We start from the raw sequence: 21,503 nt of genomic DNA on the forward strand, positions 1-21,503 counted from the left end.
ATAGAAAGCAGGAGCGCGCGATGCTTAAGCGGTACGAAATCTCCGATACAGCCTGAGAGTTGGTTGCTGATCTTTTTGAACAGCCTCGGCGCAGAGGCCGAGGACCGATGATGCTTAATGGGGTGCTCTAGATGCTTTGCTCAGGCGCTGTGACGCGACATGCCCGAACGTGCCAGTACGCGCCGTTCATGGCAACTTAGCGGATTTCATGATCCAGAACGGACCGTTGAAAAACCTGTCATTCCGCCTGCGCCAGGTGACCTATCGCAACTCGTTCAGTGGCGACGTCGACGACGTCAGGTTCATCACTCAGTACCCGATTAACCTGTAAGACGAAAGGCCCGGGGGCAGTCACCTCCGGGTTCCTTTCATTTTTCCCGTGCGCGCTTGATGTCTCTCGAGGGAGGCGCTCCAAAGCGCCGGGCATATTCGCGGCTGAATTGGGCGACGCTTTCATAACCTACTCGCAACGCGGCGGTGCTCACGTCTATCCGCTCGGTCAACATCAGGCTACGCGCGGCTTGCAGCCGTAGCGATTTTTGATACTAAATGGGGCTTGTGCCTGTCAGCTTGCGAAAGCGGTGATGCAGCGTGGAGCTGGCCATGCCTGATCGTTCGGCGAGGTCGGCCACCTGCAACGGTTTATCGTAGTGATATTTTAGCCATTCAACGGCTCTCACGATGCCCTTATCCCGGTAACCATCGCGAGTGACGCTACGCAACAAATCCCCCGCTTCACTGAGCAGCAGCCTGCCGTATATCTCCCGCTTGATAAGGCCCGACATCAAGCCTGCTTCAAGCGGCCGTTCGATCAGCGTGGCGAGTCGAGCGAACGCATCGAGCATCTCGCTCGTCGCCACCCCGGATACGAAGCCCCGCGCCTCAGTAGCCATTTCCTGCTTTGGCGGTTCGAGGGTCAGGATCACCTCATTGAGCAGGGAAAAATCGAGCTTCAACACAACGGATAAATAGGGCGTTTGCTCGTTAGCCGCGGTAACGCGAGCCAGTGTGGGAATATCGACCGATGTGACGAAAAACGCCCCTTGCCCGAAATCACAGGCTTCCTCGCCGAACGAGATCTCCTTCGCCCCCTGCAGAATGATGGCCACGCAAGGCTCATAAATGCAGTACGTGGGCGTACCTAGCTCGGCTATTCGATAAAAGCTCAAGCCTGGAATCGACGTTTCGCAAACCTCGTTCAAGCCAATCTGCAGGGTGACTTTTTCGATAAGCCGTTGGAGCGCCTGGAAGCGTTCGGTGAACTGCACGGGATCGCGCAAGGTCAGGGAATGCACACGGCTGAAACCGAACTGCGAGAAGGAACCGCTCGTCATCACATGCCCCCCAATCTACGGAAGGTTCGAGTCTGCTGAGAATGCGTGACCAGCACAAGAGCATCGGCAGGATTGTGCAAAAGATATGGCGCATTAGGGTCACCCGGCCAACCCTCGTTGTTCTAACTTTTACGCGTACCGGCTTCGATGATCCCGTGAAACCTTGGTCGCGAAAGGAAAGTTGGATGGACAGACGAGATTTTCTTACCTATTCGGCAGTGGGTACTGTTGCAGCCGCTTTGCTGCCCGCATCGAGCATCGCAAGTTCGCTGGCTACGGCCCCGGTGCCCTCTTCGCTGAAGGAGCCTGGAAGCGTGATGCGTACCGAAGGACGGATCGTGCGCGCAGACCTGCCCGTCAATTTACCCTCGCATGCAATGAGGTACATGACGCCTCAACGCTTTGGCATGGGCGGGACGCAGATCGGCAATATCTTTGCGCCGATCAGCGACGAGCAGGCGGGTTCGGTTCTGCAGGCAGCTTGGGAGGCAGGTGTAAGGCTTTACGACACCTCGCCATTCTACGGGTTTGGCTTGAGTGAATATCGTCTAGGCCGCTTCCTGCGCGGCAAGAATCCAGACGACTATGTGGTGTCCACCAAGGTCGGCCGCATATTGACGGCCGCTGGTGGCCAGCGCGCGGACCATGCTATCTGGAAGTCGCCGGCGCCCTTCAACTACCGATATGACTACACCGCGGCAGGCGCGCGTCGTTCCGTGGAAGACAGCCTGCAGCGGCTGGGGCTGCCGCGTATCGATATCGTCTTTATCCATGACATCTCGCCAGATAACACCGAACTGGAAGGCGGTTGGGAAACGGCGTATCGAATTGCGCGCACAGGGGCGATGGTTGAGCTGGAAAAAATGCGCGATGAGGGGCTCATCAAGGCATGGGGCTTCGGAGTCAATACGCCGAATGCCGTGGTTCAGGCAGTAGCCGGTTATGACCCGACTCCCGACATCGTGTTGCTTGCCTGCCAGTATTCCCTCCTTGACCACGGCGAGGCGTTGCGCAACACCTTTCCGGCGTTGAGCAGGAAGGGAACCAGCGCCGTGGTTGGAACACCACTGAACGATGGATTTCTGGGGGGACGCAGCCGCTATAACTTCAGTCCGGATCTGCCTGCCGGAGCGGTGGAAAAGCGCGCGCGAATCATGGCGGTTGCCAGCCGACATGGCATCGACATTCATACTGCCGCCCTGCAGTTCGCGGCAGCACATCCGCAAGTGTCTGCGATCATTCCAGGTGCCCGCTCGCCGGGACAGATCGTTTCCAATGTGCAGGCGATGAAGGTCGGTATCCCAGCAGCCTTTTGGGAAGAGCTGAAGAGCCAGAGCTTGATCGATGCTCAAGCACCGGTTCCTTCCTAAGGGTCTACGCCCGTGCTACCTGCTGATGTGAGGCTATCGTCGCTAGCCTCATTGAACCCATCCTCAGCGAAGCAGATAGCAGTCAGCCTTACTAGAGCTTTACCGAAGCACGTTTGAAAGATTTATCGCGGCAATCACTTATACCCATAACGTTGAGAATTAAAGGACCTTATTCTCCAGTAAACAAACTGCGCACGCGTTCAAACAAGAACGCGGGCCTAAGGTCGTAATAAATGAACATACGAACGTCTCTCATGATTGTCGGCGGCCTACTTGCGTTCTCCAGCAGTGGTCACTTATTCGCGGACACACTTGCGTTTAGCGTTCCATTGCCTGAGCCATTCCCGCAGATAAAGGTTCTGACGGTTCTTATAGGCATACATCTGCTCGGCATGTGCTTCGGTCTCGGCGGGGCGACGATGCTCGACCTCTGGATTTTGCGTTGGATGCGCAGGGGCAGCCTCCCCGTTGAAATCGGACGCACTTTTCACTTCATCAGCGACGCGGTCACTCTTGGACTATGCCTCCTGTGGCTCTCAGGCCTTGGTTTCCTTGCCCTTTACGCGATAGAGTCACCGGGAAAGTTTGAAAATCCTAAACTCTGGGCGAAGGTCATTGTGGTGAGCGTCCTGACCCTAAATGGAATCATCATTCACGCGTTTGTGTTGCCAGAAGTACTACGCGACATGAGTCGGCCCCTGCTCTTTGGCGTGTCCCGCAAAAAAGCAGCCTTGTTTCTCGCCTCCGGTGCAGTTTCGGGTGTGTCTTGGTACACGGCTTTTGCCTTCGGCATTTTTCGTGAGTTAAATAATAGTGTCACACTCTCTCTGTTGGTCATTATGTGGCTTACGTTGATAGTGGCCGCCGCGCTTGCAGCCATTTTACTTTATACCTTCCTGAAGCCGTTGTTAGAAGTTAGAACCCACTGGAAGGCAGATGGCGATTTAGGTGAACTTTAATTCGTTAGTTCGATGATGCTAGCGCCGGACCACTGCTTGCGGATCTGGCGTACGTGCTCCCAGTTCAAGTGGCCGCGGTCAGTGAAGTCACGCACAACGCTTGCAGACAAGACCGGCGCTCCGCGTGTCGCGTAGTTATTCTCGAAGTGAGGCATTCCATGCTTCACAAGCGTGCGCAGGAAGGTTCCAAACAACCAGCGCGGATGCGTCAACCCTTGGTAAGCCAGCGCAACGCTTGGCCGAAGAGGAGTGGAGAACCCTGCTCGCACATTATTTTCCCTATTCGCCTTCACTGGCGTGTCGACCGTAATGACCAAGGTCTTGACACCGGCCTTGCGCACACGCTCGATCAGCGGCGCAATTTGTGCTGTATCGCCGGGCAGGTAGGCCTGAAACCAGATATTGGGGGCGGCATCGACCACCTCTTCCAAGCGTATCAGCGAGGAGCTACTCATCACGAACGGCACATTGGCCGCCGCTGCCGCCTGCGCCAGAGACAGATCGCCCCGATAACCAGTCAGCGCGGCAATCCCCATAGGCGCGATGCCTACCGGCGCGCTGTAGCGATGACCAAACAGATCGACGGAAATATCTCGGGTTGATACATCCACCAAAACATTGGGCCTCAGGAAATAGTCGTCGAACACTTGAAGATTGGCATGGAGCGTCAGGTTGTCCTCGACACCGCCCTGCACGCAGGCGTAAAGCGGTTTGGGCAGCAGCTTGCGAGCGCTGATTTCGAAGTCAGCGAGTGAGAGGTGACGGGATCTCGACAGCGTGGAGCGCATCGCTTAGCTCTAGCGCGAGCGACAGGCCTGCCACTCCACCTGAAACCTACCCGGTGATCGAGCCAGCGCCCAAGGCAAGTTAGCCTGGTTGTCTACTGCCCAGCACCAACGCAATGCCCCCCAGGACCGCCACGGATGCTACGACCAGCCTGACGCTCAGGCTTTCGCCAAGAAAGACGATGCCCGCCAGCGAGGCCAGTATGGGCACGCTCAACTGCACCGTTGCGGCTTGAAACGCGCGAGAGTAACTCAAGGACTTGCGCGTGCCGGCGGCGACCTGAGCCGACGTTTGGTAATAATGAAAAACCGCAGACCACCGTTACGTATCCAAGTACTGCGCAAGATAATCCACCAGCTCGAGCGAACTCCGACTGTCGATCACCTTGTAGATCAGATCACGCTTGCTGCGAGGTAACTTCTTGACCACGCTCCTCGCCGAAGCCTGACGGCTTCATCTGTTCCGTGAATACGTGCCGCGAGCAGCAGCCTGGCGTCAGTGTGGTTCAAGGCAAGACCCAATTTCTCAGTGCAAAAAAAAGCCACTCATCTGAGTGGCTTTTTTTTGAATCTTGGAGCGGGAAACGAGACTCGAATCTGGTGTCCGACTCATTGAATTCTAAGGGGTTTATTTTCTTTTTAGAGCAGGAAAAGACTTGATTCTGGACTTGTTTGAATTCCGCTTCAAGGAGGAAAAAATAGGTCTTTCCATTCGACAGCGCTAGCGTGGCTTTTTCTGGAAAGCTTGCAGTGCGACGTGGAGAAAACAGACTCCAGGTTCGTTAATACGCCACGCAGAGACCATTCTTCCTAACGAACAGCGCTCACTTTACCGAAATCGATAACTTGCTCCTCCCGCCATGTTTGAGAAGCGAAGGGTTGATCCCGAACTGTTTGCGAAACGCCGTGGCGAAATGGCTCGCGTTGGCATACCCAAGGTCCGACGCGATTCTCATCACCGACTCTTCTCCGTTCAACAATCGACTCCGGGCCTGGATCATCCGCGCTTGCTGGAAGACGCCGTAGACGCTGTTCAAGAACAATTGGCGAAACCCGCGTGTAAGCTTTGGTTGGCTCATCCCGGACTCGCGAGCGAGTTCTGACAGGCTTGGTGCCTTGCCAAGATCCGCGAGCAGCCGCTCACGTGCGCGAAGCAAGCGTTGGCGATCGATGTGGCTGACGCGGCAGGTGCAGTCGACATTGTGGCGCGCCTCCAGGAACAGGCTGACCAGGGTGACGCTTTGACCGTACAGCCAAAGGCCGCTTCGGGGTTGGCTACTCGGTGAATCAGGCCCCTGGTCCATCGCCGTGCACAACAGATGCGCCGTCGCGCTCATTTCGCCGCTGCGGTGCCCCTCAAGAAAACAATGATCGCAAGCCAGTGCTTTGTTCAGCAGCGGATCGAGTTTCAACTCCCACTGTACCAGCACCTCGGGACGGATCATCACCGTGATGTTGTCGATCTCCCCGTGCTGGTGATAAAGACCGTGGCGACGACGCCCGTAGCTGATGCAGCCGGCGCCTTCGTCGATCACATAGCGACGCTGCCGACGACCATCACGAAAGCTGCAGGCAGCCTTGCCCTTGAGCAGGTTGGTAAAACTGAAATGGATACATTCGCTATCGTCCTGCAAAGGTAATTCGATCGGCTGCTCGAACTTGCTTTGCCAACGCACGATGTCGAGGCCGTCCTGCAGGTTCATTCGCGTGACCCGACAGTGCGCCCCAGGCCCGAGATCACTTCCATATTCTCCCGTGATTATTCGCGAGACCGGCATCGGCTCTCCTGCCCCTCCTTGAACGACTGACATCGTGAATCTCCTGGTTGACCGGATACGGCTCGAATCAGATCACATTGGGGTGGATCTATGCAATTGATAATTATTAGCATCTGGCGCGCTCCCCATTTCTGCGCCAATTCGTTGCAGCCAACGTAACGCGCACCGATCAGAATCCTCGCTCAAGGACCTACAATGTCTGCACGACGCAACACGACGGCTACCCTTGGATCATGCTACAAATGTAATACTATAACAATAATTTTAACTTTGACATTGGCCAGTCCGGTACTCGCCGCCACTGACGAGACCTTTGAATTACCCGTCTCGACGGTGACCGCGCGCATGGAGCAGGAAGATCCGCGAAACCTGCCCATCAGCCTGAGCGTGATCAGCGGCGAACAACTGCGTACCCAGCGGCTCGACACGCTGGAAAGCGCCCTGCGCAATACGTCCGGGGTCAACGTCAACTCTTCCGGTGGCCCGAATGACTTCAACGTGCTGATCCGTGGTGTCGGCTCGCTGTACCAGATGTCGATGGATGACAGCTCGGTGGCATTCAACATCGACGGTGTTCCAGTCGCGTCACGCAGTCTCGGTTTCGGCACCTTGGATATCGATCGCATCGAGGTGCTCAAGGGCCCCCAGGGCACGATGTCCGGTGCGATTGGCCAGGCGGGCGCAGTGAACATCACTACCCGGCAGCCGACCCGCGAACCGGAAGGTTATATACGCGGCGAGATGGGTCAGGAGGGCCAGTTCCTCAGCGAAGGTGCCATCGGCGGACCGATCAGCGACAGCCTCAGCGGCCGCCTGGCAGTGCGCCGGGCCGGCTATGACAGCTGGATCGACAACGATCAGACCCACGATCCGATCACCGAGCCACGCAACGAGGCTTATCGCGCCAGCCTGCGCTGGGACCTCAACGATGACACCCATGTGCTGTTCAGCGCTGAACGCCAGAAAACCGAACGCGCCACCAACTCGTTGGTGCTGCGACCTTATGGCAGCGACCCCAGCCTGGACCTGACGCCCGGTCTGTTCGATGACAATTACAAGACCACCGAGCGCTACGCCGTCAAGGTCGATCATGACTTCGCCAACAGTCGCCTCACGTCGACAACCGCGACCTCCACCGCCGATTTCGAAGGCCTGGTCGCCTACGACAGCAAACTGATGGGCGCCCTGTATGGCACGCCCAGCGAGTACTGGGCGGTGGACAAGTCCTTCGAGCGCAGTTGGAGCCAGGACCTGCACTTGAGCTCGCTGCCCGACGCCGACACGTTCTGGATCGCCGGCCTTGCCGCCAGCCGCAACGAGCGCAGCTACGACACGCCGCGCAATACCTATGGCACCGCCGATGCCAGGTTTCGCGACTTCACCACCACCACGTATGCCGGCTACGGCGAAGTCACCTTCCCGCTCACCGAGCACCTGAAGCTCACCACCGGCTATCGCCACTCATGGGATCGCAAGACCTACGACGGCCAGTACTTCGCTGGCGCCAGCGTCGTGGACGATTCACGCAAGCTGACTGACCACTACGGCACTGGCCGCGTAGCCCTGAGCTATGCGCTCACCCCGCAAACCAACGTCTACGTGCAATTGGCGCGAGGCTATAAATCCGGCGGGTTCAATGATTATGCCGCGCAGGTCAGCGACAGCGAGCCCTACAAGGCCGCCGTCAGCCGAGCCGCCGAACTGGGCTTCAAAAGTGAAACCGAAGATCGCCGTGGCAGCCTGAACGGTGCGCTGTTCTACACCCGCGTGCACGACGACCACCTGTTGGGCTACAACGCTGCAACCTTCGCCACCAGTGCGTTCAATGCCGATACCCGCACCCGGGGCGCTGAACTGGAAGGCGCTTGGCGCTTCGACCATGGCCTGGCCGTTACCGCCAGCGCCACCTACCTAGACGCCAGGATCACCAGCGCCGTACACGGTATCCAGGCCGGTGACGTCGCCGCCGGCAACCGTACCCCGGATGTTCCACGCTGGAGCGGCAATCTCAACATCGGCTGGCGACACCCCTTGGGCAGCTTTACCAGCCTTGGCGAAACGATCTTGAACACCAGCCTCAATTATCATCTGGTGGGCGAACGCGCAGCCGATCCACAAAACCACTTCAACCTGGACAACTACGAAAAACTCGACCTGCGCGCGGGCCTCGAAAGCCGCTTCGGCGAAGTCTATGCCTTCGCCGACAACCTGCTGAACCAGACCTACGACACCTATGGTTTCTACAGTGACCCTGTAGCCTATGGTGCACCGGCTCGGCGGCGCACCTTGGGTCTCGGCTACACCTATCAGTTCTGACCTGCCCTTGACTCCATGAGGAGCACTCAGAACGAATAACTGTACCCCACGCCGGCCGAGCGCCCCCGGCCCGGCATGCCGGTCAGCACTTGATCAGTTGAGTACGATCCATACAAGTCATATCGCGCATCGAGCAGGTTATCGCCCCACAGGTAGACTTCCGAACCGCCACTCTCCAGGCCCACGTGCAGGTCCAGCTTGGCGTAGCCTTTGAGGTCGTAGTGGTTCTGTGGGTCGGCGGGGCGATTTTTCTGCACGCGATAGTTGAGCAACGTGTTCAGCCGCGGGGCAGGCAAGCCCATGAACTCGCCCAGGTTCCTCTGCCAGGCGATGCTGAAGTTACCGCTCCACAGCGGCACGTCCGGCACACGATTCCCCGCCGCGACATCGCCACCGGAAACGCCCGGTGCATCAGAGGTCACCACCGCGTTGGTGTAGCTCACCGCACTGCCGAGGGTCAGCTCATCAGTGACATGCCAGGTGCTCGACAGCTCGGCGCCCTTGCTGCGGGTATCGGCATTCACGGCACTGACCGCCAGGGTGTTGAAGTCATACCCCAGCAGGTGGTCGTCCTGCACACGGGTCATGAACAACGCACCCTCGAGACTCACGGCACCCTCGGCGCTTTCATGCTTGAAACCGATTTCGGCGGAGTTCACCTTGGCCGCCTTGTAAGGTTCGCTGTCCCTGACCGACGTCGCGTAATCGTTGAAGCCCGCTGATTTATAGCCTCGCGACAGCACCGCATACAGATTCGTCTGCGGCGTGAGCGCGTAGCTCAAGGCCACGCGCCCGGTGTTGTAGTCATTCCGTAACCGGCGATCGTCGGCGACACTATTGCCCCCGCTTGAATAGTCGGCGCCGTAGGTCTTGCGGTCCCAGGTGTGGCGCAGGCCTGTGGTGAGCTTCCAGTCTTCGGCGATCGGATACGTCATCTCGCCGTACAGCGCATAACTGTTGGTGGCGAAATCGCGCCTCTGCTGGGCGCCGCTGGTGAAGTCGTCGGAGTCGAAGCTACGCTCGGAGCGCGACAGGTTCACCCCGGTCACCCAGAACACCTCGGCATCCTCCAGCGAGCCCAGGCGCAGATCCTGGCTCCACACGCGCTCCTTGGCAGTATCTTCGATCAGGTATTCGAACGGTGATCCGTAGAGAGCCTCGGTGATGTTGCGGTCATAGCCTTTTACCGCATTGAAATCGGTGCTGGTGTAGGCACTGATCGAGGTGATCCGCGACTGCGCCAAGTCATGATTGAGCTCGAAAGAATAACGCTCGTTGGTCTTCTGGTTGTCATCGAACGTACCGGGCGTGTAGTCCAGGCTGGGACGGTTGCCAAACGGGCGCAGCATTTCCAGGCCGGCATAATGATCGGCGCGCTGGCGCTCGGCGGTCAGCAGGCCGGTTGTGCCCTGATCGTTGTCCCATAGCAGACTGCCGCGCAGGGCCAGGTCGCGAGGTTTGGTCAACGGGTCGCCGTCCTGCTGGTCGTCGATCCAGTTATCGAAGCCGCTACGGCGCACGGCAATACGCCCCGCGAGGGATTCGGTCAACGGCCCGCCGATGGCACCTTCGGTCATGAACTGGCCCTGGTTGCCAACTTCGCCGCGCACATAACCTTCCAGTTCGCGGGTCGGCTTGCGGGTGGTCACATTGATCGCGCCCGCCTCGCTGTTGCGCCCGAACAGTGTGCCCTGGGGGCCTTTGAGCACCTCCACTTGCTGCACATCAAGCGTGGCCATCGCCGCGTTGCGCACCGACATCGGAACCCCGTCGACATTCAGTACCACCGAGCCGTCGTCCATGCTCATCTGGTTCAGCGAACCGACACCACGGATGCGCACATTGGCATCGTTGGCGCCGCCCCAGGAGTTCACATCCACGCCCGGCGTGGTCCGCAATGCATCCTCCAGGCTGCGCAAGCGCCGGGCTTCGAGGGTCTGTCCATCGATCACGGAAAGTCCGAAGGGAATATCCTTGGCGCTTTCCTCGTTCAACCGGGCGCTGACTGTCAGCGGGGCCAACTCGATGACCTCCGCACTGGTGGAGGGTTGATAGCCGGCGGAATAGGCCGTGCATACCTGGCTGGACAACGCCAGCGCCAGGGTTTGGGTCAACACGTTTTCCCGCCAGCCAAGCGGACGGCGTAGCGGTTGGAGAGACAACTCAGGTGACATGGGAAGCTCCAAAAAACAGGGATGGTTCGAATTCATTGCGCAGGCCCCCAGCGCTTGAGCGCCGTGGTGATTGCCTGATCGGAGGGCGCGCCCAGCAGGCCCTGCATTGCGGCTGGCCATCCCTGGCCGTTTCGGATATTTGTGCTCATCGCCATCAGTTGTCCGGCGCTTTGTCCGGCCACCCAATCCAGGCTGACCAGGGGCGCATAAGACGCAACCCAGCCCTGCTCTCGGGCGTCAGCCAAGGTGCCGATGGGCTCGCCGTCATTGCCCAAGGCACGGGTCAAGTCTTCGCCCATCAACTTCACCAGGGCCGAGCGGGCATCAGCGCCGTCGACATCACCGACACATAGCAGGCCGATCGCGCCCGCCACGCCCTGGCTCAACCAGAGGTAGCCTGGGGCTTGCCGCAGGTCGCTGGCGTCGATCAGCATTCGGCGTGCGAGCAGTTCGGCGATATGCGCGCGGCGCGTCCAGCGCCCGACGCCCGCTGGCGCCACGTCCCAATCCGGCGCCTGACCGAGCAAAAGATGGGTCTGGCTCAACTGGCTGGAGCCCATGCCGGGCGGCCACTGGCTCAGGTGTTCGACGGTCGGGCGATGGCCCAGGCGCCGAGCCACACAAGCGGACATGAGCTCCAGATCCTCGCGGACTTCACGGGCGGTTTGCTGGCGGCCGGCATCGGCGAGTACCTTCACGCCGTCGAGGTCTTGCGTCGCGGCCATGTGGTAGGCGAAGTCCAGTGGCCCGTCGCTTTGTCCGATTAAAGCCTGGCCATCAACCTCGATCAGCCACTGCCACGCCCCCGCCGGCGCCACCGCGTCTACGGCAACTGTCGACCCTGCTGGCAGACTCGGCACCTCAGCCGATAAACCGGCTTCGGCACGCTGCGCCGGCGCACGCAGCAAGCGCTCGCGGTCCAGGCCCAGGCGCGGCATCACGCGGCGCGCCTGCAGCCACACCCCTCGCGGTCCCAGCCAGAATGCGTCACCTTCGGACGGCCAGCCGGCGGCTTCCAGCGTCCAGTTCAGTTGCATGCTGCAGCCGCTCGCCGCGCATTCATTCAGAGGCACACGCAGGTGCCCGGCCGCCTGCTCGAAAATCACCGGGCGCCCCATGACGCTCACCGTCGTGATGTGCAAACCCGGCGGCAGTTCGGCGTCCAGGCGCTGATTGGCAGCGGTCACAGCCCCCAGTGTCCACTCGCCTTCGACACGTCGCGCAACGCTGTCGATACGCAAGCGCAAACGTCCTTGCGCTACTTGCCAAGCGCCCGCCCCAGCCAGCCATCGCTGTTCCCATTCGGCGTGCTCGGCCCGTTCCTCGGCCACCGACCGGTACTCGCCCTGCTCTACCAGATGCCGATGCAACAGCACGCCGCTGCCCAGCAAACCGACAGCCCCCAATACCAACAAAGCACCGGGCAGACTCCACAGGCTGCGGCGTACATCGATGAGACGTCGCCGTTCCGGCCCCCGGGGCAAGACCAGCGCCGCCAACGCGACCAGTACCAGGCAGCCGGCCAGTTTCCAGCTCGTCAAGGTGGCGAGATAAGGCAACCAGGGCGCCCAGCCCGTGAGTTGCGACAACGCCACGTGAGCCGGAATCGCCATGGCATAGGCGGGATAACTGACCAGCCCCAACTCATGGTTGAGCACCAGGAAAAATGTCAGCAGCATCGACGTCGCGTACGCCAGGCCGGAGCGACGGATCAAGGCATGCACCAGCACCGTGAGCATCGCCAGTTCCAGCAACGGTGGCGCGAATACCAGTACCTGATAGATCAGCACAAAGCCTGGGGCCAGGTTACCGGGGGCGGCAATCGCGCTGATCACCAGGCTGGCAATGCCCGGCACCAGTGCCAAGGCCGATGTCGCCGTCAGCACGCAGGCCACCCGTCCCAACAAGCGCAGCCATGCCGGCGCCGGGGTCGCTTGCAGCATCGCGCCCAAGCCTTCGACGTCATCGCGCCGGCACACCAGCCCCACCAGCGCTGCAACAATAAAGGCGATCACCAGGAAAGACGCGCTCGATAACAGCGGCAAGATCAGATCCGGCCGCGGCACCATCGGCCCACGTGCATGCCAGACGATGTGGACAAACCCGCTAAGAATGCCCATGGCCAGCAGCAACCCAAGGGCTGCCCACCAGAGGCGCCGGGCAAACAACTGACGCACCTGCCAGCGAACCTCGCGCCACAAGGCCCGCGACCACTGGCTGCTGGATAACGGACCCGGCAAGCGCACGTGGCTCGCCAACTGCATCGGTGGCTCGGCCAACATGGTGCCGCTGCGCCGGCCCATCAAGCCTTGGCGGCTGGTGCGGGCCAGGACGACGGCGAGCAGCAGCAAGGGCAACCCACACCACAGCGCCCGGTTCAGCCAGAACCCCGGCGTCAATGCCAACAGCGATCGGGATTTCTGCGTGGCGGACCAGGTTTCCACCTGGGCCTGGGCAAAGGTAAACAGTGACGGATCAAGGCTGGCGGCCAGCAGCGGGTTGATATGCCCGCCCTTGAGCACCACTACCGCGAACATCCACAGCAGCATCAGCACCGTTGCCAAAGCAAACGGCGCGGCCAGGCCGCGGCTGCGCAAGGCCAGCAGGTAATACAACGCACCGATCCCGGTGCTCACCGGCAACAGCAACGCGACCCAGGCAAACCCCAGCGCCGACCAGTTTGGCGCGCCGATGCTCGCCGCTGGCACCCAGCCGAGCCACCCCAGCACCGGGCTGAGCAGAAACCCGACGATCAACGAACTGGCGAGTAAACCACCCACCAGCGCTGCACCGATGAAACGTCCCCACAACAGCGCCGGCAGCGACAGTGGCAAAGCCAGCAACACTTCTTCCAATTGCGCCTTGCGGTCCCTCAGGGCCGGCTGGGCAAAGACCCATGCCCAGGCAAAAAACAGGAAGAACATACAGCCGCACGACATCAGGTAGATCAGGCTCGGGGCATTGCGGGCGATATCGCTGGCGCCCATTTTCTGCACGTAGTCGGCGTTGGCCAGGGACATCAGCAAATAGCCGGTCAGGCCGAGGAACACCAGCAACGGGATGCCGCTGCGCAGGCCGGCGCGCACTTCAACCCAGGCCTCACGCATCAGCAGAGCAAAGGTATTCATGCGTCGATCGCCTCACCCGCCTGGGCCAGGGCCAGGTAATAGATGTCTTCCAGGCGCGGCGCGTGGGGCACGAAGCGAGGGTCGGCAGGACATGCGCCGTGCACAATGACGCGGCTGCCTTGAGGACTGGCGGCCACATGCAAGGCATCGGGCAGCGCCTCGCCACGGTCGAAGGACGCTTCCCACAATCTTCCCTGCTCGGCGCCCAACAACTGCGCCGGGCTCCCTTCGACAATAATCTGTCCACCGGCCAGCACCGCCAGCCGGCTGCAGAGGTTCTCGACGTCCTCGACGATGTGCGTCGAAAGCAACACGATCGATTCGGCGGCGACATCGGCGAGCACTCGATGAAAACGGTTGCGCTCCGCCGGATCGAGGCCTGCCGTGGGTTCGTCGACGATCAACAGGCGTGGCGAGCCCACCAGCGCCATGGCGATGCCGAACCGGCGCAGCATGCCGCCCGAATAAGTGGCAAGCGCCCGATGGGCTGCCTGCCGGAGGTTGACCTTGTCCAGCAGACCCTCGATTTCCTCACGGCGTTGACGGCTGTCGGTTCGTCCCTTGAGCCAGGCAAAACGATCAAGCAGATCCCGTGCACTTACGCCCGGATACGCGCTCAACTGCTGCGGCAGATAGCCCAGGCGGCGGCGCAAATAATCGGCATCGGCCAGCACATCCACTCCGTCCAGGTGAATGCTGCCGGCGTCTGGTTGCTGCAAAGTCGCCAGGGTCCGCATCAGACTGCTTTTGCCCGCGCCGTTCGGCCCCAGCAGACCATACATGCCGGGCCCGACGCTCAGGTCCACGCCGCGCAGCGCTTCGACGCCGTTGCTGTAGCGCTTGCGCAGGCCGCGCACTTGTAAACCCGAATCGAAAGACATCCACAACTCCAGACCAGATCAGAGGGACACAGGCCCTGCAAGAGGGCGGCGAGCGACGGTAATCAAGGCCATGGTCGGGCTCTACCCGATTCAAGTCATTTTCCAACCGCATCCTGCGACCGACCGGCATTGCGCGCAGCCACCACGCCACTGCAACCGGTGAGCGAGACGCGGATGCGGGGCAAAAACGATTCGATCCGGGTAGTTGCCAAAATGAGAATGACTAGCATCTTCCTCCAAGCATCTGCCTGCCCCCAGCGCCTGGGCCAACCCCGGTCCGGGCCCTAGTAATGAGAAGACGTTGAGCCATGGCCACTCCCAGCACCTCAACCGCGACACTGCTGCGCCAGTCCCTTTCCCAAGCCCTCGATCTGCCCGCCGAGAAAATTCCCCTGGAGGCGAACCTGATCGAATGGGGGCTGGACTCCGTCACCCTGATTCGCCTCGCCGGCCAATGGCGCCGCCAGGGCCTGGCCGCGCGCTTCGCCGAGTTGATCGCCGACCCGCGCCTGTCAGCCTGGCTGGCACTGCTCGATGTGGCGACCCCTGCCCCCGCCGCGCCCACTGTGCAAGTAGACGAAGGGCAGCCCTTCGAACTGGCGCCGATGCAACACGCCTACTGGATCGGGCGTGCGCCCGGCCAGCAATTGGGCGGTGTGGCGGCGCACTTCTATAACGAATTCGATGGCCGCGACGTTGACCCCGCCCGCTTGGAAGCCGCCGTTCGGGCGCTGCTGGTGCGGCACCCGATGTTGCGCGCGCAGTTTCTCGACGACGGCCGCCAGCGGATCCTCGCGCAGAGCCCTTGGCCAGGATTGAAAGTGCATGACTTGCGCCAGGCCAGCGTCGATCAACAGCAACAACGACTGGAGGCGTTGCGCGCGGAGTTATCCCACCGCCAATTGGCCGTTGAACAAGGTCAGGTACTGGATATCCAGTTGTCGCTGCTGCCCGACGGGACTCGCCTGCACTTGAACCTCGACATGCTCGCAGCCGATGCCTTGAGCCTGCGCATCTTGCTCGGCGACCTGGTGCAGTTGTATCACCAACAGCCCCTGGCCGCGCTGGACTACAGCTTCGCCTGTTACCTGGCCGACCTGCGCGATGAACAGGCCGACCCTGAGCAGCTTGCTCGTCATCAACACGCCCGTGACTACTGGTTGCAGCGCCTGGACCGGTTGCCCGGTGCCCCGCGCCTGCCCGTCAAGATCCAGGGCGACGATCGCCAGGTGCGGCGCCGTCACCATTGGCTGCCGCCGTCCCAGCGCCAGGCCTTCGAGCGCCACGCCCGGGAACAGGGGCTCACGCCGGCGATGGCCCTGGCGGCGGTGTTCTGTGAAGCGCTTGGTGCCTGGTGCGAGACGCCCGAGCTGCTGCTCAACCTGCCGCTGTTCAACCGCACCCCGTTGCATGCCGATGTCGACCGCCTGGTTGGCGATTTCACTTCATCGATCCTGCTGGCTTGGGACGGTCATGTCGCCGGCACTTTTGCCGCTCGCGCCACGGCCCTGCAACGACGCTTCCACAGCGATGCGGCGCACAGCGCGTTTTCCGGTTTGGAGGTGTTGCGCGAGCTGTCGCGGCAACGCGGTGAGCAAGTGCTGGCACCGGTGGTGTATACCAGCGCCCTGGGGCTAGGGGAATTGTTCGCCGAGGGCGTGCAGGCGTGTTTCGGCGAACCGGCCTGGATCATTTCCCAGGGCCCGCAGGTGTGGCTCGACGCTCAGGTTACCGAACTGGATGGTGGCATCCTGATCAATCTCGATGCCCGTGAGGGGCTGTTCGCCGACGGGGTGCTGGACGGTTTGTTCGAGGCCTACATCGGCCTGTTGCAGCGCCTGTGTTTTGAATCTTCGGCCTGGGATCTGCCGCCGCCGGCGCTGATCCCCGCCAACCAACTTGAGGTCCGCAACAGCGTTCAAGGCCAGGTCGCGCCCCTGCCGGAACAGCGCCTGCACGAAGCCTTTTTTGCCCAGGCGCGCCTGACGCCAGACCTGCCCGCGTTGTTGCACGGCAATCAGCCCGTCATCCACTACGGCCAGCTGGCCGAGCGCGCCCTGAGCGTGGCGGCCTACCTGGAAGGCCAAGGCGTCCGGCGCGGCGATGTGGTGGCGTTGCAACTGCCCAAGGGGCCCGAGCAGGTGATTGCGGTGCTGGGCATCCTGGCGTGCAGCGCCACGTACCTGCCCATCAGCGTCGATCAACCTACGGCGCGTTGCCAGAAAATCCGTGAGTCATCGGGTGCACGCTTATTGCTCACGGAACTACCCGCCACCGGCACCGCGCTGGACGCTCCGCGGCCCGGAGCAATCAGCGACCTGGCCTATATCCTCTATACCTCGGGCTCCACAGGTGAACCCAAGGGCGTGGAAATCAGTCATCAGGCGGCCGCCAATACCCTGCAAGACTTGCAACGGCGCTTGCACTTGAACACTGACGACCGAATCCTCGCGCTGTCGGCGCTGGAGTTCGACCTGTCGGTGTTCGACCTGTTTGCCGCGCTGTCGACGGGGGCCGCGGTGATCGGTATCGAGCCCGAGGCCCAGCGCGATGCCGGACGCTGGCGTGAACTGGCCCTGCAGCATCGCGCCAGCGTGCTCAACTGCGTGCCGGCATTGCTCGACATGCTGCTCGGTTGCGCCCCTGCCGACGCCAGCCTGCCGCTACGCGCGGTGTTGCTGGGCGGCGACAAAGTCGCTCCGAATCTGGCGCCACGGCTGTGGGCCCAAGCACCCGGCTGCCGCTTCATGGCTCTGGGCGGTGCCACCGAAACCGCCATCCACTCGACCCTGTTCGAAGTGCTGCCTGGCCAAACATTGCCCTGGCACTGCCTGCCCTATGGCACGCCACTGGATAATGTCCACCTGCGCATCGTCGACCCGCACGGCCACGACTGCCCGGACTGGGTCGCCGGTGAACTGTGGATCGGCGGCACCGGTGTGGCCGAGGGTTATCGCGGCGACCGGGTGCGCACCGCTGAACGCTTTGTAGACTATCAAGGCCTGCGCTGGTACCGCACCGGCGACAATGCGCGCTATCACCCCGACGGCAATGTCGAATTCCTCGGGCGTCGCGATTTCCAACTCAAGCTGCACGGCTTGCGCATCGAAGCCGGGGAAGTCGAAAGCGCATTGCTTGCCTGGCCAGGCATCGAGCAGGCGGTGGCGCTGCTGGCCAGCCAGCAACTGGCGGCGGTGGTGCGCCTGACAAATGGCCCCGAAGAGCCCACTCGGTTTGACTCGCCGGGCTTTGCCCGGCATCTCGCCGAGCACCTGCCGGCCTACATGATTCCCGGCACGATCCTGGGGTGCGCGCAGTTGCCCTTGACCGGCAACGGCAAGGTGGATCGTAAGGCGCTGAGCGCCTGGCTGGCCGTGAACAACACTCGCGTACCGGCCAATCTGTCGCCTCCCTGCGGCGACATCGAAACGCAGGTGGCGCGTGTCTGGCAGCAGTTGCTGGGCTGTGACAAAGTCTGCCGTGAAGACAATTTCTTCGCCCTGGGCGGTGACTCCCTGAGCGCCACCCGCCTGGTGCGCCTGCTCGCCGAACAGGGGCTGGGTGGCGCGCGTATCGCCCAGGTCTTTGTCAAACCGGTGCTCGCGCTTTTTTGTGCCGATTTGCATCGACTGACCCAGGCCGAACCGCAGCGCACGATTGTGCCCGACCTGCCGCAACGCCACGCGCCTTTCCCCATGACCGAGGTCCAGCAAGCTTATTGGCTGGGCCGCGATCCGAGCCTGGTACTGGGCGGCGTGAGCTGTCACTTCTATCGCGAATACGACGTTGAGGACCTTGACCTGCCGCGCCTGCAAAACGCCCTAGGGCGCTTGATCGAGCGCCACGAAATGCTCCGCGCCGTGTTCGATCAATGCGGCCAGGCCCGCATCCTGCCCTTGCAACAGCTGCCATCCTTCAAGATCGGCCAGGGCTATGCCAACCTCGCAGACTTGCGCGAACACTGTGCCCATCGCGTGTTCGATCCAGGCCAGTGGCCGCTGTTCGATGTGCAGGCCGTGGCCCACGGCCGCTATACGCGGTTGGCCATCAGCCTGGACAACTTGATCCTCGATGCCCTGAGCATCCTGCGCTTCTACGCAGAACTCGATGCCCTGTACCGTGACCCCGAATTGACGTTGACTCCCCTGGAACTGTCGTTCCGCGACTATCAATTGCAATCCGCCGTGGACGCGGCCGAGCTGCAAGCCGCGCAACAGTTCTGGCAGGAACGCCTGCCCGAGCTGCCAGCGCATCCGCAATTGCCGCTGGCGGTTGACCCCGCCAGCCTTGGCCAACCGCGCTTCGACCGTCTGCAAGGGCAGATCGACGCCCAAGCCTGGGCAGCGATCCTGGCCAAGGCCCAACAGCACGGCCTCACCGCATCGGCGGTACTGCTCTGCGCATTTGCCGAAACCCTCGGCCGCTGGAGTGCGCGCCCGGACCTCAGCCTCAACCTCACGTTGTTCGATCGTCGCGCGCTGCATCCCCAGATCGATCAGGTCATGGGCGATTTCACCTCCCTGACTTTGCTTGGCTATGTACCGGTGCCCGGCGAGCGCTGGATCGACCGTGCCCGGCGTACCCAGCGAACCCTGGGCGAGGCTTTGGAACATCGTTGCCTCGGCTCGGTCAGCTTGTTGCGGCGATTGGCCCGGGGCAATGGCGAGCGGCAGGTAAGCATGCCCGTGGTGTTCACCAGTGCCCTCGGGGTTCCGGATGGCACGGCCGCGCCGGTGGATGGGCCGTTTGCCCGGCAAGTCTTTGGCCTGACTCAAACGCCACAGGTCTGGCTCGACCATCAGGTGGTCGAAGCCAACGGCGGCGTAGCCTTGAACTGGGACTACGTGGTCGGCCTGTTCCCCGAAGGTCTGGTCGAAACGATGTTCGACGCCTACCTGTACAGTTTGAACTGGCTGGCCGAGCACGCCTGGGACAACCCGCCGCCGGACCTGCTGCCGCAAGCCCAGGCGCAACTGCGCGCCCGGCTCAATGCCCCGGGCCCGAGCATGCCGGGTGACCCGACCTTACACCAAGAGTTCTTCGAACACGCACGCCAAGCGCCACAACGCCCGGCCCTGTTGTGGGGCGAGCATGGCACCCTGAGCTATGGCGAACTCGCCGACCGGGCGCTGCGCATTGCTCGCAGCCTGGTGGACGCAGGCGTCGGGCCGGGCGACCTGGTGGCCGTGTCATTGGCCAAGGGGCCGCAACAGATCGCCAGCGTGCTGGGCATTCTGGCCGCAGGTGCCGCATACCTGCCGGTGGGTGTCGACCAACCGCTGCAGCGCTGCCAACGCATTCTGCAACAGGCCGGCGTGAGCCTGATGCTTGCCGGGCACGACCCGCAGCTGTCGAGCGTCAGACACCTCGATCCGAGCCGCGCGCTGGAAGCTGAACCGCTGTCGGCGCCGCTCGCCGTCCCGGCCGCAGAACTGGCCTACGTGATCTACACCTCCGGTTCCACTGGCCAGCCCAAGGGCGTGGAGATCACCCACCGCGCGGCGATGAACACCGTGACCGAGATCAACCGCTGTTATGGCATCGACGCCAGCGACCGTACCCTGGCGCTGTCAGCACTGGACTTCGATCTTTCGGTATACGACTTGTTCGGCCTGCTGTCGGTGGGCGGTGCGCTGGTGTTGATCGAAGAGGATCAACGCCGTGATGCGCGGGCCTGGCTCAAGGCGTTGCAACACCATGGCGTGACCCTGTGGAACAGCGTGCCGGCCCTGCTGGACATGCTGCTCGAAGCCAACGCCCACGACCGCCAGCCACTGGGCCTGAAAGTGGCGCTGCTGTCGGGGGACTGGATTGGCCTCGACCTGCCGCAACGCTTGCGGCAACAGGCCCCTGACTGCCGCTTTATCGCCCTGGGCGGCGCCACCGAAGCGGCGATCTGGTCGAACCATTTCCAAGTGCAACAACCCTTGCCGGGTTGGCGCTCGATCCCCTACGGCGTGCCACTGGCGAACCAGGCTTACAGGGTGGTCGATACCCTGGGGCGGGACTGCCCGGACTGGGTCACCGGCGAGTTGTGGATTGGTGGCGCCGGTGTCGCTCGCGGCTATCGTCACGCGCCACAGTTGAATGCCGAGCGCTTTGTCGATGGCTGGTACCGCACCGGCGACCTGGGCCGCTACCACCCCGACGGTTTGTTGGAGTTTCTGGGCCGCGCTGACAGCCAGGTGAAGATTGGCGGCCATCGCATCGAGCTGGGCGAAATCGAAGCCGCCCTCGCCCGCCACCCCTGCGTAAACACAGCGGTGGCACTGGTCGCCAATAACCAGCTGATGGCCGCCGTCACCGCCAGCACCGAGGCGCAGGCCCTGGCGCGACACCTGGAGCAATGCCTGCCGGGGTACATGCGCCCGGAGCAGATCCTGGTGCTTGAACACCTGCCTCTGAGCAGCAACGGCAAGGTCGATCGCCGCGCGCTGCAGGCCGCCCTGGCCGACGCCACCCAAACGCGCACGGTGGTAGACGAGCAACCGCTGCGCCCGGACGAACGGGTGATCGCCGAACTCTGGCAGCAATTGCTCAACGTGCCGAGCGTGTCGCGCCACGACAACTTTTTCCGCCTCGGTGGCGACAGCCTCCTGGCCACGCGCTTTCTCGAAATGCTGCGCACCCGTCTGGGCGTTGAACTGCCCATGGGCCAGTTGTTCGGCGCCGCCACCTTGACCGAGGTGGCGCAAATCCTTGAGCGCCAGCCGTCTTCGGACACCGTTGAAGAGGGTGTCATCTGATGCCCGCACAACCTCCCTTTTCTCCAGGAGCT

The 21,503-nt window shown here is 61.9% G+C and carries 11 protein-coding genes and 2 pseudogenes; 5 read left to right on the top strand and 8 right to left on the bottom strand.

From position 1 onward, the window contains the following. Nucleotides 1-208: 208 nt before the first annotated feature. Nucleotides 209-331 (top strand): OprD family outer membrane porin, encoded by a 123-nt coding sequence (locus tag BM300_RS29860; RefSeq protein ID WP_139197636.1) that lies wholly within the window; start codon nucleotides 209-211, stop codon nucleotides 329-331. Between the two features lie 37 nt (nucleotides 332-368). Here BM300_RS29860 and BM300_RS02275 read toward each other — a convergent pair. Further along, a pseudogene (locus BM300_RS02275) lies at nucleotides 369-1,334 on the bottom strand (AraC family transcriptional regulator N-terminal domain-containing protein). Nucleotides 1,335-1,519: 185 nt separating this feature from the next. Between BM300_RS02275 and BM300_RS02280 the strand changes: the two are divergent. After that, nucleotides 1,520-2,704 (top strand): aldo/keto reductase, encoded by a 1,185-nt coding sequence (locus BM300_RS02280; RefSeq protein ID WP_092461878.1) that lies wholly within the window; start codon nucleotides 1,520-1,522, stop codon nucleotides 2,702-2,704. A gap of 233 nt (nucleotides 2,705-2,937) precedes the next feature. Continuing rightward, the gene (locus tag BM300_RS02285) at nucleotides 2,938-3,663 is read left to right on the top strand and encodes a hypothetical protein (protein ID WP_170862002.1); all 726 of its coding nucleotides are present in this window, start codon (nucleotides 2,938-2,940) and stop codon (nucleotides 3,661-3,663) included. Here BM300_RS02285 and BM300_RS02290 read toward each other — a convergent pair. The 4 genes and pseudogenes from BM300_RS02290 to BM300_RS02305 all read right to left on the bottom strand — a co-directional run bounded on the left by BM300_RS02290 (nucleotide 3,660) and on the right by BM300_RS02305 (nucleotide 6,151). After that, a complete protein-coding gene (locus BM300_RS02290; protein WP_092344501.1) occupies nucleotides 3,660-4,451 on the bottom strand; it encodes an alpha-hydroxy acid oxidase in 792 nt (263 codons plus the stop codon). The two genes, BM300_RS02285 and BM300_RS02290, sit on opposite strands and share 4 nt — an antisense overlap. A 79-nt stretch (nucleotides 4,452-4,530) precedes the next feature. Continuing rightward, nucleotides 4,531-4,704 carry an EamA family transporter gene (locus tag BM300_RS02295; protein ID WP_139232329.1) on the bottom strand — a complete coding sequence of 58 codons (174 nt, stop codon included), beginning with the start codon at nucleotides 4,702-4,704 and terminating at the stop codon, nucleotides 4,531-4,533. Nucleotides 4,705-4,770: 66 nt separating this feature from the next. Further along, nucleotides 4,771-4,958, bottom strand: a pseudogene (locus BM300_RS31255) (hypothetical protein). Nucleotides 4,959-5,272: 314 nt separating this feature from the next. Next, a complete protein-coding gene (locus BM300_RS02305) occupies nucleotides 5,273-6,151 on the bottom strand; it encodes a helix-turn-helix transcriptional regulator (protein ID WP_256572636.1) in 879 nt (292 codons plus the stop codon). A 345-nt stretch (nucleotides 6,152-6,496) separates the two neighbouring features. Here BM300_RS02305 and BM300_RS02310 point away from each other — a divergent pair, with 345 nt between their 5' ends. After that, nucleotides 6,497-8,542, top strand: coding sequence for a TonB-dependent receptor (locus BM300_RS02310; RefSeq protein ID WP_256575782.1), 2,046 nt, complete (start codon nucleotides 6,497-6,499; stop codon nucleotides 8,540-8,542). Between the two features lie 26 nt (nucleotides 8,543-8,568). Here BM300_RS02310 and BM300_RS02315 read toward each other — a convergent pair whose 3' ends face one another. From BM300_RS02315 to BM300_RS02325, 3 genes are read right to left on the bottom strand one after another with little or no spacing between them, the layout of a single operon-like run. Further along, nucleotides 8,569-10,716: a TonB-dependent receptor gene (locus BM300_RS02315; protein WP_092461882.1), complete on the bottom strand. Its 2,148-nt coding sequence runs from the start codon at nucleotides 10,714-10,716 to the stop codon at nucleotides 8,569-8,571. Nucleotides 10,717-10,748: 32 nt separating this feature from the next. Continuing rightward, nucleotides 10,749-13,844 (bottom strand): hypothetical protein, encoded by a 3,096-nt coding sequence (locus BM300_RS02320; protein WP_092461884.1) that lies wholly within the window; start codon nucleotides 13,842-13,844, stop codon nucleotides 10,749-10,751. Beyond that, a complete protein-coding gene (locus BM300_RS02325) occupies nucleotides 13,841-14,725 on the bottom strand; it encodes an ABC transporter ATP-binding protein (protein ID WP_092150915.1) in 885 nt (294 codons plus the stop codon). Before BM300_RS02325 ends, BM300_RS02320 begins: the two co-directional genes overlap by 4 nt. A 308-nt stretch (nucleotides 14,726-15,033) precedes the next feature. Between BM300_RS02325 and BM300_RS02330 the strand changes: the two genes are divergently transcribed. After that, nucleotides 15,034-21,471 carry a non-ribosomal peptide synthetase gene (locus tag BM300_RS02330; protein WP_092461886.1) on the top strand — a complete coding sequence of 2,146 codons (6,438 nt, stop codon included), beginning with the start codon at nucleotides 15,034-15,036 and terminating at the stop codon, nucleotides 21,469-21,471. Nucleotides 21,472-21,503 lie beyond the last annotated feature (32 nt).

Source organism: Pseudomonas sp. NFACC46-3 (genome assembly GCF_900114515.1).
GTDB classification, from domain to species: Bacteria; Pseudomonadota; Gammaproteobacteria; order Pseudomonadales; family Pseudomonadaceae; genus Aquipseudomonas; species Aquipseudomonas fluorescens_Q.